This is a genomic window from Chryseolinea lacunae, from assembly GCF_016735595.1.
Classification (GTDB): Bacteria; Bacteroidota; Bacteroidia; order Cytophagales; family Cyclobacteriaceae; genus Chryseolinea; species Chryseolinea lacunae.
The window spans coordinates 84683-103244 of record NZ_JAERRB010000002.1 but is presented as its reverse complement, the minus strand read 5'-3'; the positions used below and the strand labels follow the sequence as shown (position 1 = coordinate 103244).

The following is an 18562-nucleotide window of genomic DNA, read 5'->3' as shown; positions in this document are numbered from 1 at the left end:
GAACCTCGTTAACTTTTGTTCACGTCTTCACCGTAAAAAACGTCGCATCAACGGGAACGTTGGGGGCATCAGTTGCAGCCACAGCCACCGCCGTTCTTTCCACCGTTGGCACCTGATGCGCCCTCGCGATAGAGCTCAAAGCTGGTTTCAAACCGTTGGGTTTTGCGGGCAGCGAGTTCCATCTCCGAGTCGTTGAGATGCATTTTCTGATATTCCTTTACAGGCGAGCACGACGCCAGTGTGGCGATGGCAGCAAGTGCTAACAACAAAATGTTTTTCCTTTTCATGCATGTTTCAGGTTTATAGTATCGGATGCGTGCACGCGATCGTGATCGTCTACGATGATGCAGGCTATTCCTTTTATCTGATTGATCAAATACAATCCGGCCTTCACGCCCATCACCATCACCGGTGTGGCCATGGCGTCGGCAATTTCTGCACTGGGGCAAAGAATGGTCACGCTTTTGATGCCCTTTACCGGGTAGCCGGTTTTTGGATCGATGGTGTGCGAATAGCGCTGACCGTCGATGACGACAAACTTTTCATAGTTTCCCGACGTGGCCACCGACACATCCGAGAGGGTGAGTGAAGCAAACGACGCTGCGCGGTGCCCCGGGTCGGCAATGCCGATGGTCCAGGACTGTCCGTCGGGTTGTGTGCCCCACACCGTGAGGTCGCCTGCAGCATTCACGATGCCGCTGGTCACGCCCATTTTTTTCATAACATCTTTCGCGCGGTCGGCCGCATACCCTTTGCCAATGCCGCCGAAGCCGATGCGCATTCCCTTCTCCTTCAAAAAAACTGTTCGCCGGTCTGCATCCATAATCACATTGCGATAGTTGATGAGGCGCACGGCGGCCCTGGCAGTTTCCGCATCGGGCAGGGACGTCATCGTGGTATCAAAGTTCCACAGGCGTTTGTCCATTGAACCATAGGTGATGTCGAACGCGCCTTGTGTCAACACAGAAATGCGCAGCGAGCGAGCAATGAGATCAAACACTTCTCCGTCTACCTCCACTGGAGCAATACCTGCGGCAGCGTTAATCCGGTTTGTCTGGCTGTCGTCACGATAGGTGGTAAACAGGGCTTCAATTCGTTTCACCTCATCGATGGCGCGTTCAATACACGCCATGGCCCATGCACCGTCGTCGGCCACCACCGAAAATTCGAAGTGGTTGCCCATGAGGCGAAGGCCTTTGTTGTGTATGGATCGCGTCGCTGTTGTTTCCATTTCTAGTGTGACCCGCCCAGCACCTGCTCAAGCGACTGCATGAATTTGTCCTGGCTGGCAAACACGTAGCCATCCCATTCCTTCAGCACCTTTCCGTTGGCATCGAGCAACACGGTGAAGGGAAATTTTCCTGTTGGGTTATATTTTTCGGCGAGGGCCTCGTTGTGTTTTGTCTGATCGTCGGGCAGCTTGTTCTTTTTTGAGCGTGGGAAATCCGCGCGCAACAACACCAGTTGTTTTTCGGCCACGGCCTGAAACGATGCGCTCTCGAACACTTCCTTTTTCATCTTAATACACGGTGCGCACCAATCCGATCCGGAGAAATTAAGCAGAATATATTTATGTTGCCCGGCTGCGGTTTCTTTTGCCTTGTCAAAATTGACGAGCCATTCCGATGGGGCAAATGCAAGGAGCAGCAAAAATGCGATTGTCGTTTTCATGATTTTCCTATTTGAATTTAATCAGCATTGTGATGATGTCGGACGAAAGTCCTGTGGATCGCTTGTAGTGTCCATAACGAAGTTCAAGCGCGTTGAGCGTCGTTATGTTCAGCACACCTCCCGGCGGCGCGTAGCGAACACCCAACCCGCCCATGTTGCTCGATAGCGTGGAGAGGTCATAGTCGCTTGTGTAAAACTCTTCACCTGTCTGATGTTGTTGATAGGGCGCGAAATATTTCACACCCTGTTGTGTATAATAACGATAGAATGGACTTACGGAAAAGAATGGTGTGATCTTCACGGGCACCTCAAGCTCAGCCGTGTGTGCTGTCAGTCCCCAGTCGTCGGTGTAGTAGCGATAGTAAGTTCGAACGATCACGCGGTCGCCCGCAAAATAATTAAGGCGCACGCCCACCGGAATTTTCACACGTTTGTCGGGCAGCTTCTCCACACGGTGCGTGCCATCTTCAAAATACGTGCGATGGTAGAGTGTGGCCAGCTGTCCGGTTTGCATAGCAAAATCGGCAAGAAACAAAACCTGCATGCGCTTGTTCAGCACCTGGCTTAACGTGAACGATGCGCTATACGAATCGCGCGGCTTGTTGCCGTTGAGCGCGGTGCTGCTGCGAAGCTCCACGGGCAATATCACTTTCCAGGTATCGAGAAAAACCTGCCCCTTAAAACTGAACTCACGATTCCGATCCTTCGACAACTTCGACCATCCGGCGCTGATGCCTTTGGAAAAATAGTCAAACTCCGTCGACAGCGATCCACCTACGCTGATGGTAGTTCCCTTTTGCTCATTCGTGATGGCATACGTTATTGAGGGATAGATCCGCTTGTCGTGGGCCGACGCCGAAGAGATGGTGCTGGGGTCAATCTTATCTGACGATGCCGACGTGTATAAATCAATACCGATTTCCCCTGTGAGCGTATGCTTCCGTTTGTGTCCGTCATACCGTGAAAGTTTCACGTCGATGGTCGACGCGAAGTCGGTGAGCGACTCCGTTCCAATGCCGCCCGTCACGGCAGAGTTGTTGCCGTCCTGCGCATAATAGCTGGATATAAAATTTACTTCCTCCACTTTAAGTTTTCGGCTGCTATAGGCAGAGGAATCGTTTGCGGATTGAGAAAAGGCAGCTAAGGCAGAGACGTAAATGCCCAAGGCCGTGAGAGAAATGCGCAGCATACAAGCCTGTTTTTTTGATCAATTCAACTTTTCGAAGTTGACTTCTGGTCCTAAACAACAGAAAACCCGAGGTGGTTCACGGGCGTCCGGTTCGTTCCTATTCAGAACTCAACAACGCATGTGTCAGGATGGTCCTGACACGGCTCTGTTCAGAATCATCTAACGAACAGGGTAGTAAGTTTTGTACATGTGTTCTTTGCCTGGGAGGGAAGTAGTCAAAAAACCGTCTTAAGCGGATTATGACCAAGGCGAATAATTACCCATGAAAAGAATGCTAGCGCTGTTTCAGGCAGTCAATGCCTGCCCTGGCAATCGCGCTGGTATGAAGGTGAAACCTTAAGCCTGCAATCCAAACCCGTCACGTTAGCGATAGTAGACCACATTACATTCCGGATGCCGGCTCTTGAAACTCTCGATGGTCCGGTTCGACACTTTTGTGTTGTAGCACTTCAGTGTCTTCAACGGCAGTCCTTCCAGTGGTTCTATCTTCGACACGTTGGTGTTCGAGCAATCCAGCGAGGTGAGGTTTTGTAAACCTTGCAACGGGTCGAGGCGCTTGATCTGGGTGCCGGCTGCGTTGAACGTCTTCAGGTTGGTGAGAGTGCTCAACACTTTTATTTCGTCGATGGGCGTATTGGAGAGGTCGAGGTCTTCGAGGGCTGTAAGTTGATTCAACACCTCTATGTTTTGTAACGGTCCGTTGGTGATGTGCAGCGACCTGAGCATTCTGAAATTGGCCAGCGGCGCGATGTTGCTCACGGCCGTGCCCGAGAAATGCAATTCTTTCGGGCGTACAAATTCGCTGAGGGCGGTGAGATCACTCACGGGGCTGTCTTTGATGGCGATAGCTTCGCGTTCGACCAGGCGGTGAAGATTTTCCCGGGTCGTGGTGGTGTCTTTGTCCATTAGCCCGCGCATCACTTCCTTCCATTCGGGAGAAAGTCCTTTCCACCACCGGTTCAGGTGTATGGTCTTGTATACGATGAGGCACTTTGGATTTTTTTCGAACAACTCCTGCGCAATGATGTCGTGCACCATGGTGTTGTCGGCGTAGAGTTTCTCCAGGTTGGGAAGGTCGAACAGCGGATCGATTTTTTCGATTTTGCTTTTGTCGGCCAGCAACACTTTCAGTTTTGTGAAGCGGCTCACCACAGAAAGATCGGTCACGTCTGTCTCGCTGATGTCGAGGTAGCGGATGTCGCGATGGTCTTGCAAGGGCGACAGATCCTGGATGTGTGTTTGTCCGGCAATGACAACGCGAAGCTTCAGCATTTTGCGCAAGGGCTCCAGGTCGCGGATGCCAAAGAAGCCCTTAAAGTTTATGGAGTCGATGGTGTTCACGCGGGCCAGCTCTTCCTTGGCCGGGGTCAATCCAAACTTCGCTGTTTTGCCTACCACTTCTTTCCATTCGTCGGGCAGGGCTTCCCACCAGGCGTTCATGTCTTTTGAGTCGAACACCACCAGCACTTTGGGATTGGCCGTGTGAAACGCATAGGCCGCATCGCGGGTGATGGCGGTGTGGTCGGCATAAATCTTTTGCAACCGCGGCAGCTTTTGCAACGGTTGAAGGTCGGTGACCTGCGTAGTGTTTATGGAGAGCGTTTGTAAATTCTCCAGCGCGCTCAGTGCGCTCACGTTGCGCACGTTGGTTGAGTCAAGATCCAGTGTGGTTAATGATGTGAGCAACTTCAACGGCGCCACATCCGACACTTGCGTTCTCGACAGGTCGAGCTTCGACACTTTTGTGAGGGGTTGTAATAAAGACACGTCGGCAAACTTTGTCGTCTCCACGTTCAACTCCGTCAGTTCGGTGAGCACATCCAGCGCGTCAAAACTTGTCACCAGCGTGTGGCTGACATCGAGCTTCTGCACGCGGGGCATCCGCTCCAGTATGCTGATGTCTGACACCGAAGTTTCGCGCACGTTCAGTTCCTGCAGGTTGATGGAATATTTCAGCGGCGTCAGGTCGTGGATGCCGGTGTAGGATGCGTCCAGTTTTTCGAGGTCAGTCTGGTTTCGGATGGGACCAAGGTCTGTGATGGCCGTGTGCGACACATTGAGCGTGCGCAGGCCGGTGAAGTCGGTGAGCGGCTCCAGGTTTTGGATGTAGGTGTTGTGGCTAAGGTCGAGCGATTGAATGGCCCTGATCTTTTTGATTTCGGGAAACGACACGCTGTCGGACACCTTGCCCGCCCGTTGCAAAATTTCCTGCCACTCAAACGACAACGCCTTCCACCATTGTGTGAGCGATTCTTTTTCGTTCACCAGGTTGGTGTAGATGCTCACGATGCGGAGATCCTGATTTTTGGGATCGTAGTTTATTTCGAGGTAACGTGGCACCGTGTTGTTCACGGCCACGCCGTCGGTGGTGGTGCCTTTCAGGTTGCGGCGAAGCGACACTTTATAAAACGTGTTGCCGCCCGCCATGGTGCCGCTTTGAATGGCTTCGATGGAGAACTCAAACTTCACATCATCAAAAAAGAAGTCAACATCTTTCAGATAGGCCGTCACGTCTTTGTTGGTGATCACCTTGCGGTCGGTGTCCAGGTCGTCTTCCACCTGCACTTTGCCGTCGCGAAAAACTTTTGAATAGCTGTCGCGCACCAGCACTTCCTTGTCGCGGGCCGATGTGCTGCTGCTGCCCAGGGTGTTCAGCATAAACTCAAAAAAGGCCACCATATCGCGCACGCGTTTTTCGTCTTCCACAGCATTGGGTTGCTGGGGCGTGTTGGTTGTGGCGGGCTTTGCAGGTTCTGTTTTTTGTGTTGCCGGTTTCTTGGTAGTCTTGGTTGCAGGCTGTTGTTGTGCCGGCTTCTTGGTGGTTTTTGGCGTCTTGGGTTTCTGTGCCGCGGCCACCCAGGTCAGCAGGAAAAAGAAGGAAAGCAGGAACCAACCGGATCTATTTGGTTTCATAATAGAGATACTTTCGTAGGACATCTTTTTCGACAGGATTCTTAAGTTTCACCAGATTTGAAATGAGCCATCCGGTGTTATAGCCCGGGCGGTTAAAGTTTGCCAGTTCAAAGTACCATCCATCAAGCTGAAAGAAATGAAATTTCACGTCGGTCACCGTCTTGAATTTCAGGGTACCTTTTTTCACTTCATACAAAAACAGCGAGAGGTGATCGGGCACGAATTTTTTTGACGCAAACTGAGCGACGCTATCGGTTTGCACAAAGGCTTTGCGCAAGTTCATGAAGTCAAGCTCATGGCTCATGGGATGCAGAAATCTTCCGACTTTCAAGGTGTCGCGCACAAAATAGGGGGCAAACATGTCGGCATACACTTTCTGGATAACCCACTTTGAACCGAGGTGATCTTTCTCGAGCGTCATGAACAACGTGACGGGCTGGTCTTTGCCGTTTGCCGTGAACACGGTGTGCACTTCCGAAAACCAGTTGCCGCCATGAAAGTCGAGCACCGAGGTTTCGGATTTGTCGAGCACGTTTTTGACGAATTCTGTCTTGAGCACGGCCGGCATGCCGGTGTTGCTTTCGTTGAAGAGGATGCCGAGGTATTTTTTCCGGAGTTTAATGTTCCGGTATTGCTTGTCGCCGGGATAATAGCGATTGCCTTTCTCATCTTCCTCGCCATTAAAACGGCGGAAGAATTGATTCACCTGTTTGGATTCGGCATAGAGTTTCGTTTCATCCATGTCGCCCACGATCTGTGCGTGGGCCGACATGGAGGAAAGTATCAGAAAAAAAACAAAGGACGTTATTCTCATGCACTGGTTTCGGTCACACGGATATCGCCCAACATCACATCCCAAAACTCGATCGTGCGTCCTGACACCTGGGTCTTTTTCCGTTCCACATAGATGGTGATGTCCTTCTTGGTGGTGTCTTTGTATTTCATGCCGTCGTCGTTGGTGCCTTCGAAGCGTTGGTAAACGGTTACCACGCCCACGTAGCGGCCATCGGGTTGGCGTTCAAGATCACTGATGTAGTGAATATCGTACCATTGGATACTGACGCGGTCATAGTTCAGGGCCATGAGGCGTTCAAAGTATTTGCGCACTTTGTAGTAGTTCACTTCTTTGCGGTTGAGCGAAGACACGCCCATTTCACTTCCGGGGGCAAACAGTTCTTCGGCGCGGTCCATCACGCGGGTGGCTTCCGAATAGGCCGTCTTTTTGTTGCCAATGATGCTGATGTATTTGCTGAGGTCGCGCACTTTTTCGAGGGCCAGCGAGTCGATGGCCTGTTTGCGTTGGGGGCTGATCTCGGCTTGTTGTGCGAACAGGGGTGCCGTTGCGAGCAAAAGCAGCAAGGCCAGCAGGCTGTATGTTGAGCGGGTGTTAACCATGTTGATTGTCATTTAAGGTGCGTGTTGTAGTTAGTCTTTCCGGAGTTCCAGTTCGGTGATCTTGCCGGCGCTGTCGAACACAAGGTTCTGAATGCGGTTGATGTTTTTCTTCTGATCCTTGAGGTAGTTCAGGTAGTTTTTGATGTTGGTGGGCTTGTCGTAGTCCTTCATGCCGTTCTCTTCGCTGATGACGATGAGCACCGGGGTGTCGGGCGAGGCAAAAAGGCCGAGGGCTTCGCTGATGTTGGTGTTGGCGGCGCTGGTGTTTCCGCTGCCGGCAATCGTGTCGAAATATTTGCCCAGGCGCACGGCGGGCGTGCTGGCGGCCGATGCAGCCTGACGCTCACGTTCTTCGGCTTCGCGTTTGGCTTTCGCCTCGGCTTCGGCCTTCAGTTTTGCTTCGGCTTCCTGTTCCTGTTTTTTGCGAAGGGCAGCTTCCTGCTCAGTTTTGGCTTTTTCGGCCGCAGCCGCTGCCTCCATGGCTTTCTTCTTGCTCTTGCATCCCAGCGCGCAGCTCACGACGACCAGGGCGATCACGAAAAATTTTGATGATTTACGAATGGCGTTCATCCTTATTTGAGTTTAGTTATTTAACGAATTCTGCTCCCGACAAAGTACTACACGGAAAACAACGGTTTTTCCGCGAAAGATTTACACAAAGTGTTGAAAAAATGCCACACTTTTTCCCGTCCGATTCATTTTTTATGGACGACAGGGAAAACCCGGAGCGTGTTCCTCAACACTCTATGGCCGTTGCCGGAGGCATTTCACGTTCAGGCTTCAGAAATTATTGTGCCAAGGATGACACGGCCGGAAGAAAGCGGGGAAGCCAGCAGGTTTGCGTCGATTATTTTTACGCTTATATTTATTGCGTTTAGTTTTTCCGATAAACCCGTTTCCCCATTGTGAAGCTAGTCAAGCAAGTAAAGCTGTTCTTCCAGGAAGGCACTTCCGATAAAGCGTATGAAATTGATCTCTGCGAATCCGGCGACGGCTTCCTGGTGAATTTTCGATATGGCCGCAGAGGTGGTTCGCTCAAGGAAGGAACCAAAACCATTTTCCCCGTTCCCTATGCCGAGGCCGACAAAGTTTTTGCTGCGCTGGAACAGGAAAAACGAAACAAGGGCTACGCCGCAGCCGGTGAAATACAGATTGTTTCGGGCACGGTTTCCAAGGCATCGTCGGGTGGCAACGACAAACGCAAGAAGGCCATTGTGAAATTGCTGAAGGCCGCGTCGCTGGGCGAAGAACCCGAACACTGGCAATTGTCGCGCATCATCTGGCGCGCCGGCGACCTGAAAATTGCCGAAGCCATTCCTTATATACTACAAGTGGCCGATCCGTCGGACCCTGCCAATATCTATTCGGCCGTGTGGGCCGTGGGCCGGTGTGGCACCCCGAAGGCATTGGGGTTCATCCAAAACCTGCAACAAAACAAGACCCTTCCCGCCCACGTGCAGCAACTGGTCACCGACGTGCTGCTCAAACTCACGGAAGGCGCCGACAAAACACTGCTGCATCAGGCCATCGTTCAAACCTTGCCCGCGCCCTTCCGCAAAAGCCTGGGCGATGGAAACTATCGGCAGCTCGAAAAAGAAATCCGCGAATATCTTTTTGAACTGAAGACGGCCGCCAACGACTACCTCATCGGCCTCTACCAGCTTTCGCGCGAAGACGCCGCCCTGCACAAGGTGTTCCTCTCCGTGTTGAATGACATCCCGCTGGCCGTAAACTATTTCAAGTATGTCCGCACCATCTTCAAGACGGCGGCTATGCTGCAAGACTATGCTCCTTATGGCGTCATTGCACGGAACATCGAGAAGGCTCCGCCCTCCTATCAATCACCCCAGTGGAGCGGCGCACGCCAAGACAACACCCGGGCGTTTTCCAACAAAACAAAAACGTATCTCACACAACGCGTGGTGCGCCAACTCCGGAAATACGGCGAGGCCAACGATGCGTCCTATACCGAACTGGCCGCCGAAATTCTGCAGGTGTTCACCGATGCCGACGCCATCAACCCATATCACACCACACGCTACACCTATGCCTACGATCCTCAAACACGGCGCACCACATCGCAAGAACACCGTCACCATTATGATGCCTTGAGCCGGTATCAGGCGTTAAATTATATTCTCTATAAGAATAGCCCACGCTACCAACTTGTGAAACACGGCTGGGTTTGTGTGGCGCCTTATGTGCCGGGTGGTCCCACACCCACGGTGCGCGAAGAAGGTTTTCCCACGTTGTGGGACAAAGCGCCCGCCAAAATTATTCAGCTGCTGGCCCACAGCCGGAACCAACGCGTGAACGAGTTTGCCTTGAAAGTGTGGCAAGCCAATCCCACGTTCGAAAACGAGATCGATGCACCGTCCATCATTCTCTTTCTGCAATCCATGTTCGTGGAAACACAACGTCTCGGGTTGGACCTCGCCATCAAAAAATACAATCCGCAATCGCCCGACAAAGCCCTGCTGATCGCCATGATCGACAGCGCGCTCGACGATGCGCGCAAGCAAGCCGAACTCTGGATTGGCCAACACCGCTCCACACTCCTGACCGACACTGAGTTTATTGAAGCCTTGTTGCTGATGCGCAAAACCGAGGCCCATGCATGGCTTCGCGGATTTTTAGCCGCGGCCACCTTCACCACTGCGCAAGCCGAAGTGATGGTTGCCAAAGCAGTGGCCTTCATCATGCGCAGCGTGATCGAGACAGACGAAGACCGCCGCTACATCACACAATTGGGCGACACGCTCATTATCGCGTTTGGCGAAAACCTGCGCACGATCAGTCTCAGCATCATCCAGGATCTGTTCCGCCATGCTGCGCCCGAAGTGCATACGCTGGCGGGGAAAATATTATTGAAACATGCCATCCGGCCCGAAGACCTGCCGGAAGATTTTCTGCAGCTGCTCTTGCGTTCAGACAATGTGCATTCGCGTGGCATGGGCATAGCCCTGCTGGGTAAATTCCCCGAAGACTTGTTGTTGCAACGGAAAGAAATCCTGGTAAGCTTCTGCCTGTCGCCGCTCGCCGACGTGCGCGACGCCGTGAAACCCATCATCCTGAAACTGACACGGGCCTATCCCGACTTTGGCAAGGAGCTGGTGAATTTGTTTGTGCCCGCATTCCTCATCAAAGAATCGTACGAAGGTCTCCACGACGACCTGTTGAGCCTGTTGTCTAACGAACTGGGCGATAGTCTGCATGTGATTTCGAAGGAAAGAACATTGTTGTTGCTGAACTCACGCTATCGCACCTCGCAACGGATCGGCCAGGTGCTGTTGAACCGGAATGTGAAAGACGACGCCCTCACCGTGCCCGAGCTGGTGAAGCTGGGCAGCAACCCGCTGGAAGACGTGCGCAAGTTTGTGTGGACCACGTTCAGCAAATATGTTGACACCATCAAAGCCTCCAAAGAAGACGCGCTGAAAATTGTAGACTCGATGTGGGACGACACGCGCATTTTTGCGTTCGATTTCTTCCGCACCAACTTTGCCGCTTCCGACTGGGACATCAACCTGCTGGTGATGTTGTGCGACAGCACGCGCGAAGATGTGGAAGCCTTTGGCCGCGAAATGATCACCAAATTTTTCGACAACCGACAGGGCACAGACTACCTGTTGAAACTCAGTCAGCATCCCTCCACCAAAGTGCAGTTGTTCACCACGGCCTACCTGCAGGAATATGCCGCCGGCAAACAGGACATGCTGGAAACCTTGAAGCCCTATTTTGTGACGTTGCTCTCGCAGGTAAACAAAGGCAAAGCAGCAAAGGCACGTGTGTTTGACTTTCTGCGGAAAGAATCGCTGCGCGACCGTGCAGCAGCAACATTGGCCACGGAAATTTTCACTCGGGTGTCCATATCCATGGCCATCACCGAGAAAGCAGCCTGCATCGCGGCCCTTCGCGACATCCGCAAAGCGTATCCCGACATCGCGTCGCCGTTGGTGGTGAGCACGTATCAAGATTATGTTAAAGCCTAAGACGTATGCAATTCGACTATAAATTTAAAGGCGACACATCCGTGAGCAGCAATGCCCACGCCACGGCCATGAACTTTGCACCCGATGTGTATCGCGATCCCACCTATTTCTCGGGCTACCTCAACAAACACATTCCCTTTCGCGAAGCCATCTCGGCGTTGCACGACATTGTGGTTTCAGACTTCCGCTACAAACCCAAAGACAAATCCGACTACAAGGCCTGGGCCAAGGAACAGGAAGACCTCTGGCTTGCCGAATACCTGCGCGGGGCCACCAATGTGGAACAAAAAATAAAAGCCATCCAGATCGACCTGGCCGACATCCGGAAGCAAAAGGAACAGGCCATGGGGCCGTTCTATAAAGCGCGACAGAAATATTTTAACTACCTCTACCTCGCCAACCGCGAAGCGTGGTTTGTGCTGGACCCGGTCATCACCGTGCATCCCGACGAATTATTCTTTGAATGTTTCAGTCAGGACGAATCGTCGTATGGAAAAGTGGGATGCAACTATAACGTGTTCAATAAAGTGAACGAGTTCAAGTGCGGCACCACCAACATCGACTACTCGGCCGACCTGTATAACGAGTTTCAAAAAATACGCGAATACAAAGAGACCTTTTTTAACGTTGACCCTTCGGGGTTCGAGGTGCAGACCACGCACGAAGAAAGTTATAAGGAAGTGAAGATTGACTTGCCCGCCAGCTGGGTGCGTGGCTTTTTGCAGGTGAGCTCGGCCATGACCATTCCGGCCACCACGTTCACGCTGCATCCCATGGATGTGTATAACATCTGTTTTATGCTGCGCCGTCATAAAGAAAAAGAAGGGCCGCGTTCTATCCGTTGGATATTGAAACCGGGTGAACCCATTCGCCTGGTGTTTGAACCCTGGAACTATGAAGTGGTGTGTGGCCGCTCGCGCTACGAAGGCGTTGAAGCAAAAGAGATACGCATCTGGGGACGACGCCGTTTGCTTCTGTTGGAGCGGCTCATTCCCGTGGCTCAACAATTCAAGGTGATTCTGTTAGGCTCAGGGCTTCCCTCCTTTTTTGTGGCCGACCTTGGCGATCTGAATTTCACGCTGGGTCTTTCGGGCTGGACAGTGAACGACTGGTCGCGTGTGGGCAACTTCGATTTGCTGGCACCCCGCGCGGAAGTGGATAGCCTGACCATGCAGAAAGTATATGCCGGTCTGAAAGAAACATGGTTTTCAAAACCGGAAGCGCTGGCCAAAAAATTAAACCTCGATGTGCGCGTGGTGTTGGGTGCGCTGGCGTCGTTCACGCAGGCCGGGCGCGTGATCTATGACGTGAGCAACGAAACCTATCGCATCCGCGAGCTGTCGCGCGAGTCGCTTCCGCTGGATGAGCTCCGCTTTGCCAACGACCGCGAAGAAGCGGCAACTCGTTTTGTGTTAACCAACCAGGTGTCGGTGTCGGTGGGCACGCGCGATGGCAAGACGGTGTTGACCGGCAAGGTGAAAGACAAAACCAAAACCTTTGAACCTGAACTTGTCATTGACCGCGACGACCGGGCGGTGAGTGGAAAATGTCAGTGCAATTTCTATACGCAAAACAAATTGATGCAAGGGCCGTGCGATCACATGCTGGCCTTGCGCATCGCGTTGCGCGAGAAGGAAAGCGTTAAATAAATTTTGTAAAGTATAATTATACAATTAGTTTTAAACCGGTAGCAGCAGGATATTAAAACCTTGCAACCCGGGTGGTGGATCACCATCCTTGTACACAGCTTACTAACGCGCCACTGGCTCGTTCTTAACTGTGCGATCCTGCACCAGTACGCCTATTTCCGGTGTGAAATCTGGAGAATTTAAATAGGCGTACTGGTGCGTCTCGCTTGAGTTGACCGTTCCAGTCCTCAGCATGACGAAGGATATCCGCTGCTACCATTTTCTTTTTACCTATGGCAGACATTCGTCAGCAACTCTACGACCGCATCAAGGCATCGACCAAAGAGTCTGTTATCCTGGAGGAGATGAAGCGCCTTGGCTTCTGGAAAAAAGAAGAAGGCATTCCGTCGTTGTCCGAACAGCTCATCGTGAAGGAAGCCGACCTCACCAAAGAACTGAAGGAACTGCTGGAGCAGCAACGCAAATACGAAAACCGCGAGGCCGCCCTCAAAGAAATGCGCAAAGCACGCATGGCCCAGTCGCGGGCCAAGCGCGAAGAAAACAAACAGCTGCGCAAACAAAAACGCGAAGCCAAAGCGGCACGCTGGAAAGACTCGAAGGAGAAAGACATTCTCTACCTGGGCGAAGACGTTTCGAAAGGCCTGAACAACAAGGAAAGCGACCTCACCAAACTCGCCACCTATGGCCTACCCGTCATTCACCACGCCGAAGCATTGGCGCAGGCCATGCAAACCACCATCGGCAACCTGAGGCACCTGGCCTACCACCGCATCATCAGCAAGACCACGCACTACAAACGTTTCTACATACCCAAGAAAACCGGTGGCAAGCGGCTCATCTCCACGCCCATGCCCAAGTTGAAGCAGGCGCAATACTGGATACTCGAAAACATTCTCAATAAAGTGACGCTCCATGACGCGGCACACGGCTTTGTGAAGACACGCTCCATTGTGTCGAACGCCCAGCCGCACGTGAAGGCCGACGTGGTGATCAACATCGACCTGAAAGATTTTTTTCCGTCCATCACCTACGTGCGCGCCAAAGGTGTGTTCAAGTCGTTTGGTTATTCCGAACAGGTAGCCACCATCTTCGCGCTGCTCTGCACCGAACCCGAGTGCGACCAGATCGCAATTGACGGCGTGACGTATTATGCCGCCAGCATGGAACGGTTCTTACCCCAGGGCGCGCCCACCAGCCCGGCCATCACCAACATCATTTGCCGCAAGCTCGATGCACGGCTCCGGGGCATCGCCACCAAACTCAACTTCACCTACACACGCTATGCCGACGACCTCACGTTTTCTGCATCGGGCGACGCCGCGGCCGGCACCAGGACGTTGCTGGGGTTTGTGAAAAAAATTATCAAAGAAGAAAAGCTCAACATCCACCCCGACAAATTCAGAGTGCTTCGAAAAGGAGCACGCAAAGAAGTGACGGGCATTGTGGTGAACGAAAAACCTGCCGTGAACGCCAAAGAGCTGGATCGTTTCCGCGCCTTGTTGTTCCAGATCGAAAAAGACGGCATCGCCGGCAAGCACTGGAACAACTCCACCAACCTGCTGGCGTCCATGAAAGGCTACGCCAGTTTTGTGGCCATGGTCGATGCCGCCAAGGGCAAACCGCTGGTGGAGCGGGTCAATGCCATTCTCGCCGCGAATCAATTCAAACACGTGATCCGTCACAAGTCCAAAGCCATGCGCGACAAAGAAACCGCGCAGGCCCCCAAGGGTTCCGGAAGCTCCGACGCGAAGAAGCCCTGGTGGAAGTTTTGGTGAGATCCGGAGACCGACCGTCCAGCCCAGTCCAGCGTATCCCTCCCCAAATTTTTGTTACCCGTATCAAGGATTGCAGGTGTGGGATGTTTGCTAATTGCCGGAAATGCCCGGTTTGTTTGCCGGTGTTTGTGCCCGATTCGCGCGGGCAGCAATAGCAGACCTCGTGTCAACGGCGATGATCTGCTGGTTTGGCTAAATTTTATCGTGTCAAATACAATCCGACGTGTACATTTGCGGTTTATTTGATTTTCAATGATCCCCAGAATCACATTCCTTCGCTCCCTCATACCGGCCATAGTCTATTTGTGTTGCATCACGCTCCACGCCCAGTCGAACGTTGACTCGTTGGGCACGGTGTTGTCGCAAACGGATATCTCCATCGAAGACCGCATCGTCACCATGTGTCGCCTGGCGCAAGCGCTGCCGGAGGCCGACACCGAAAAAGCAATTCGCACCACGCAGCAGGCACTGCACCTCGGCAAAGGTTTGGCCGATGGAAAATATGAAGCCCTTGCCTACGGAACACTGGTGGAACTATACCACCGCCACGGCGACCACATCCAGGCACAAGTTGCCCTCGACAGCGCCCTCTGGTTTTCCAACAAAACCGACGACGCTGCCACCAAGGGATTTGTGTTCCTGCGAAAAGCCTGGCTTGAAAGCCGACCGGATAAGCCCGTGATCACCACAAATGCCGTCGGAGAAAAAGGCGTCACTCGTGAACATCAGCCGGAAACGATGAACGCCGTAACGTCGAACCTTTGGTTGATGGCGTCGGCTGCGGCCCTGATCGTTGTGATTCTTGTGGCGTTGTACTTTATTTTCAAAGCGTCGCGCTTGCAAGCCACCGTCGCACTGCTAGAGAAACAGGTGTCAGAAAAAGACAAAGGAGATTCCGCCCTGCACACGCGACTGAAAACACTGGAAGACAATCAACGCCTGGCCGATCGTCACGAAGCGGTGTTCCGCGCCCGCACAAATGCGGCCGAAGCGGCGCGCCAAACGGCAGAGCAACTGCGCAAAGTGGCCGAGCAACAACTTCAGGAAACAGAGCAACAACTGCAGCACGAGCGCCAGGAGCGGGAACAGGTTGCCCAGGTGACGGTGGAACAGAAGAATGAATTGCTGAAGGTGATCCGAAAAAAAATCAGCGAAGCCATCCAGGATCGCGCGGTGCTGAAACAGGTGAACGCCGTGATCGACCAGCATAAAAAAAGCGAAGAAGCGCTCGACAAAGACAACGGTGGCGTGGAGTCGGTGCCGATGGCATTTTTTGAAAAGCTCAAAGAAAAATCCGGCGACAGCCTGTCACGCCTCGACCTGAAACATTGTGCCTTCATTTCGTTGGGGCTTAGCAACAAAGAAATTGCACAGCGCATGGGCGTGGTGCCCAAGAGTGTGCTGATGTCGCGCTACCGCATCAAACAAAAACTGGCCTTGCCAAAAGAAGAAGATCTGGATCATTACATTCGGACGCTTTCAAAATAAAAAAACGCCGGGCCACTATTCATCGCCCGGCGTTTCTGATTCTCTCTCTGTTATTTGTTTCTATTCATAGGCCAACGCCTCGCGCGTGGTGATTGTGTTTGCGCGCTTTGACGGATACAACGTAGCGACATAGGCACCGGCCATCACCATGGCCACCCAGGCCACAACACCTACAATAGAAATCTGCAACGACAACGGTGTGCGAAACGCCATATGTCCAATGAAACTGCCTATGTAGGCCGACAGCAAAAGCGACAGCGCGAAGGCAAGAAAAATGCTCATCACGCCAATGCTCACACCTTCCCACACCACCAGGCTCCGGATTTTGCGTGGGGTTGCACCGAGCGTTCGCATCACACCGATTTCACGTGTACGCTCCAGCACGTTCATGCTCATGGTCGACATGAGTCCCAATGTTCCCACCACGGCCATCAACAGCGCCATGGCCATGAGCGAATTGACCAGCACTTTCATGTGACCGGCAATGGCATTGCGCAGAAGCCAGACGGGAATGGTGGCGTCAACACCGATGTTTTCTTTTTCGAGCAGCGCTTCCACCAGCCGGTTGTTTTTCACGGTCGATTCTTTCGACCGGTCGGCATAGGCAACGCGTAGCACGTTTGATTTTCCGGCTGTGTCTTCCGCTTTTGCAAATGCTTCGATACTCACATAAGCCGTGGCCGGTGTGCCCACATCCTCCACAAAACCAACCACAGTCCATGCGGTGGTGTGTTGATTTACGGTTAGTGAAACTGTGTCACCCAACGCCACAGACGAAAGCATGGGTGTGGCGAGTTGGTTCAACACCACTTCGTTGGCTTGTCCTTCCCGCAGCCAGCGCCCGGCGGTGATGTCGGGACGAAGCAACTGTGTTGACACGGGCAGGGCTTGCATGCTGAAACTTCCATGCCCTTTGTCGGGATAGGTGCGTGTGACCTCCACACCTTTGTTGCCTTTCGAAAATGCTACCGCTGCCGAATTCCATCCCTCCACATGTGTGACACCGGGAATGGATTTTAGCTTCGCCAACAACGTATCCGTCGGGTGCAGACGGTTCAATCGGAATTCCACATCATATAAACGCTGTTGATAGATTCTCGACAGGTTTGCTTCCCACGCTTCCGACACGTTGAGGGCCATCATGAACATGGCCCCGCCTGCGGCCAGCAAACCCAATGTCATGGCGAGCCGCGACCGTTGTCGAAAAACATTTCGCATGGCCAAGGGAAACATGTCGCCCGCAAACTTCCACGACGACAACATCTTCATGGTCCACGACAGTTGCTGTTGCGGACGATGACCAACACCATGATTGTCGAGCGCCTTGCGCACAGAAATGAAACTTCCGCGTAACACCGGAACCGCCGCCGAGAGCAACGGAATGCCTATGCCCGAAAACACCTGCACCGCCACCACCCATACCGGAATTGACGCATCGCGAATTTCGAGGTTGAGCAACACGGCAATCTGATCATAGAAAGCAGCCGCGGCTACCCGGCTCAGCGGAATGGCGATGACCAAAGCCACCAAACACAATGCGAACACCATGGTCAGATACATCACTGCGATTTGTCGCGAGTTTGCGCCCAGTGTTTTCATGACACCGATCTGCCGTACGTGTTTCACCATGATGGTGGCCACAGCAGTGCCCACCAGAATAGACGCCAGCACCAACACGAGAAAACTGAACATCACAAAGATGGTCATGACTGCGCTCATCTGGCTTTGATGCGGATGTTTGCCCGGTGGTGGAATCTGAATTTCGTGCACGCCATGATGGCGCGCGTTCAAGGCTATAGCAATTTCTTTCGCCTTCGTTTCAATATGGTCGCGCGAGTCGGCATGTTCGCTCACGAGTATGCGCAGTTGATCGAACCCGCCATCCTCACCCAGCGCACGCAGCGTCGACAAGGTGATGTAGCCGTAGCCGGCTTGCTCTTGCCATGCCGGCGCCAACCCTGCATCGTGCACAGTGCCGACAATTTTCAGCGCTTTGGCTTCACCGTGGCGTGTCTTCACCAGAAGCGAATCACCTTCCTGCGCATGCATCACCACAAACGCGGTTCGCTCCACGAGCAGCGTGCCGGTGGGCGGTGTTTGTTCGCCCGACACGTGACGCGCGATGTTTGTGCGCTGGTGTTCAAAGTCGTCTACCACAAACAGGAGCAATGGAAACCATTTGTCGTCAATGCGCATGCGTGCCAACACGGTGGCGTGGCGCTCGGCTTGCGACACACCCGGCCATTGGCGAACGCTGTCGATCAGGCCTTGTTTGAGGCTGTCTTCCATCTCCAGCGTAGCCGACGCAGGCACGGTACCCATGTAGTTGGCGGTCATCTCGCGCTTCACCACACTGTAGCCTCCCAAAATTGCACCCACACCAAACACTCCCATCGCCATGGCGATCACCAGCATGGCATTTTTTGCATAGCCCGACAGAAGGTCGCGCATCACTTTTTTATAGCGTGTTTTCATTTGTGATGATCCGGG

The 18562-nt window shown here is 52.9% G+C and carries 13 protein-coding genes; 4 read left to right on the top strand and 9 right to left on the bottom strand.

What is annotated here, in order from left to right; all coding sequences use genetic code 11:
* Positions 1-68: 68 nt before the first annotated feature.
* The 8 genes from JI741_RS06245 to JI741_RS06210 form a co-directional block, all read right to left on the bottom strand.
* Complete coding sequence (locus tag JI741_RS06245; protein ID WP_202008189.1) at positions 69-287, bottom strand: DUF4266 domain-containing protein; 219 nt, start codon at positions 285-287, stop codon at positions 69-71.
* Positions 284-1231, bottom strand: a complete 948-nt coding sequence (locus JI741_RS06240) for an FAD:protein FMN transferase (protein ID WP_202008188.1) — start codon at positions 1229-1231, stop codon at positions 284-286. Before JI741_RS06240 ends, JI741_RS06245 begins: the two co-directional genes overlap by 4 nt.
* A gap of 2 nt (positions 1232-1233) precedes the next feature.
* The gene (locus tag JI741_RS06235) at positions 1234-1671 is read right to left on the bottom strand and encodes a thioredoxin family protein (RefSeq protein ID WP_202008187.1); all 438 of its coding nucleotides are present in this window, start codon (positions 1669-1671) and stop codon (positions 1234-1236) included.
* A 7-nt stretch (positions 1672-1678) separates the two neighbouring features.
* Positions 1679-2860: a DUF3570 domain-containing protein gene (locus JI741_RS06230; protein ID WP_202008186.1), complete on the bottom strand. Its 1182-nt coding sequence runs from the start codon at positions 2858-2860 to the stop codon at positions 1679-1681.
* 363 nt (positions 2861-3223) lie between these two features.
* Positions 3224-5773, bottom strand: a complete 2550-nt coding sequence (locus tag JI741_RS06225) for a leucine-rich repeat domain-containing protein (protein WP_202008185.1) — start codon at positions 5771-5773, stop codon at positions 3224-3226.
* Positions 5760-6587 (bottom strand): hypothetical protein, encoded by an 828-nt coding sequence (locus JI741_RS06220; RefSeq protein ID WP_202008184.1) that lies wholly within the window; start codon positions 6585-6587, stop codon positions 5760-5762. The genes JI741_RS06225 and JI741_RS06220 overlap by 14 nt, the downstream gene beginning before the upstream one ends.
* Entirely contained in the window at positions 6584-7180 is a 597-nt protein-coding gene (locus JI741_RS06215; protein ID WP_236675919.1) for a hypothetical protein, read from the bottom strand. Before JI741_RS06215 ends, JI741_RS06220 begins: the two co-directional genes overlap by 4 nt.
* Positions 7181-7198: 18 nt before the next feature.
* Complete coding sequence (locus JI741_RS06210) at positions 7199-7738, bottom strand: nucleoid-structuring protein H-NS (RefSeq protein WP_202008183.1); 540 nt, start codon at positions 7736-7738, stop codon at positions 7199-7201.
* A gap of 335 nt (positions 7739-8073) precedes the next feature.
* Between JI741_RS06210 and JI741_RS06205 the strand changes: the two genes are divergently transcribed.
* The 4 genes from JI741_RS06205 to JI741_RS06190 all read left to right on the top strand — a co-directional run bounded on the left by JI741_RS06205 (position 8074) and on the right by JI741_RS06190 (position 16072).
* Positions 8074-11160, top strand: coding sequence for a hypothetical protein (locus tag JI741_RS06205; RefSeq protein WP_202008182.1), 3087 nt, complete (start codon positions 8074-8076; stop codon positions 11158-11160).
* A gap of 5 nt (positions 11161-11165) precedes the next feature.
* The gene (locus JI741_RS06200; RefSeq protein WP_202008181.1) at positions 11166-12809 is read left to right on the top strand and encodes an SWIM zinc finger family protein; all 1644 of its coding nucleotides are present in this window, start codon (positions 11166-11168) and stop codon (positions 12807-12809) included.
* 272 nt (positions 12810-13081) lie between these two features.
* A complete protein-coding gene (locus JI741_RS06195; protein WP_202008180.1) occupies positions 13082-14584 on the top strand; it encodes a reverse transcriptase family protein in 1503 nt (500 codons plus the stop codon).
* Positions 14585-14836: 252 nt separating this feature from the next.
* Positions 14837-16072, top strand: a complete 1236-nt coding sequence (locus JI741_RS06190) for a helix-turn-helix transcriptional regulator (protein WP_202008179.1) — start codon at positions 14837-14839, stop codon at positions 16070-16072.
* Between the two features lie 60 nt (positions 16073-16132).
* Here JI741_RS06190 and JI741_RS06185 read toward each other — a convergent pair whose 3' ends face one another.
* On the bottom strand, positions 16133-18547 hold the full coding sequence (locus JI741_RS06185; protein WP_202008178.1) for an ABC transporter permease: 2415 nt from the start codon (positions 18545-18547) through the stop codon (positions 16133-16135).
* Positions 18548-18562: the final 15 nt, after the last annotated feature.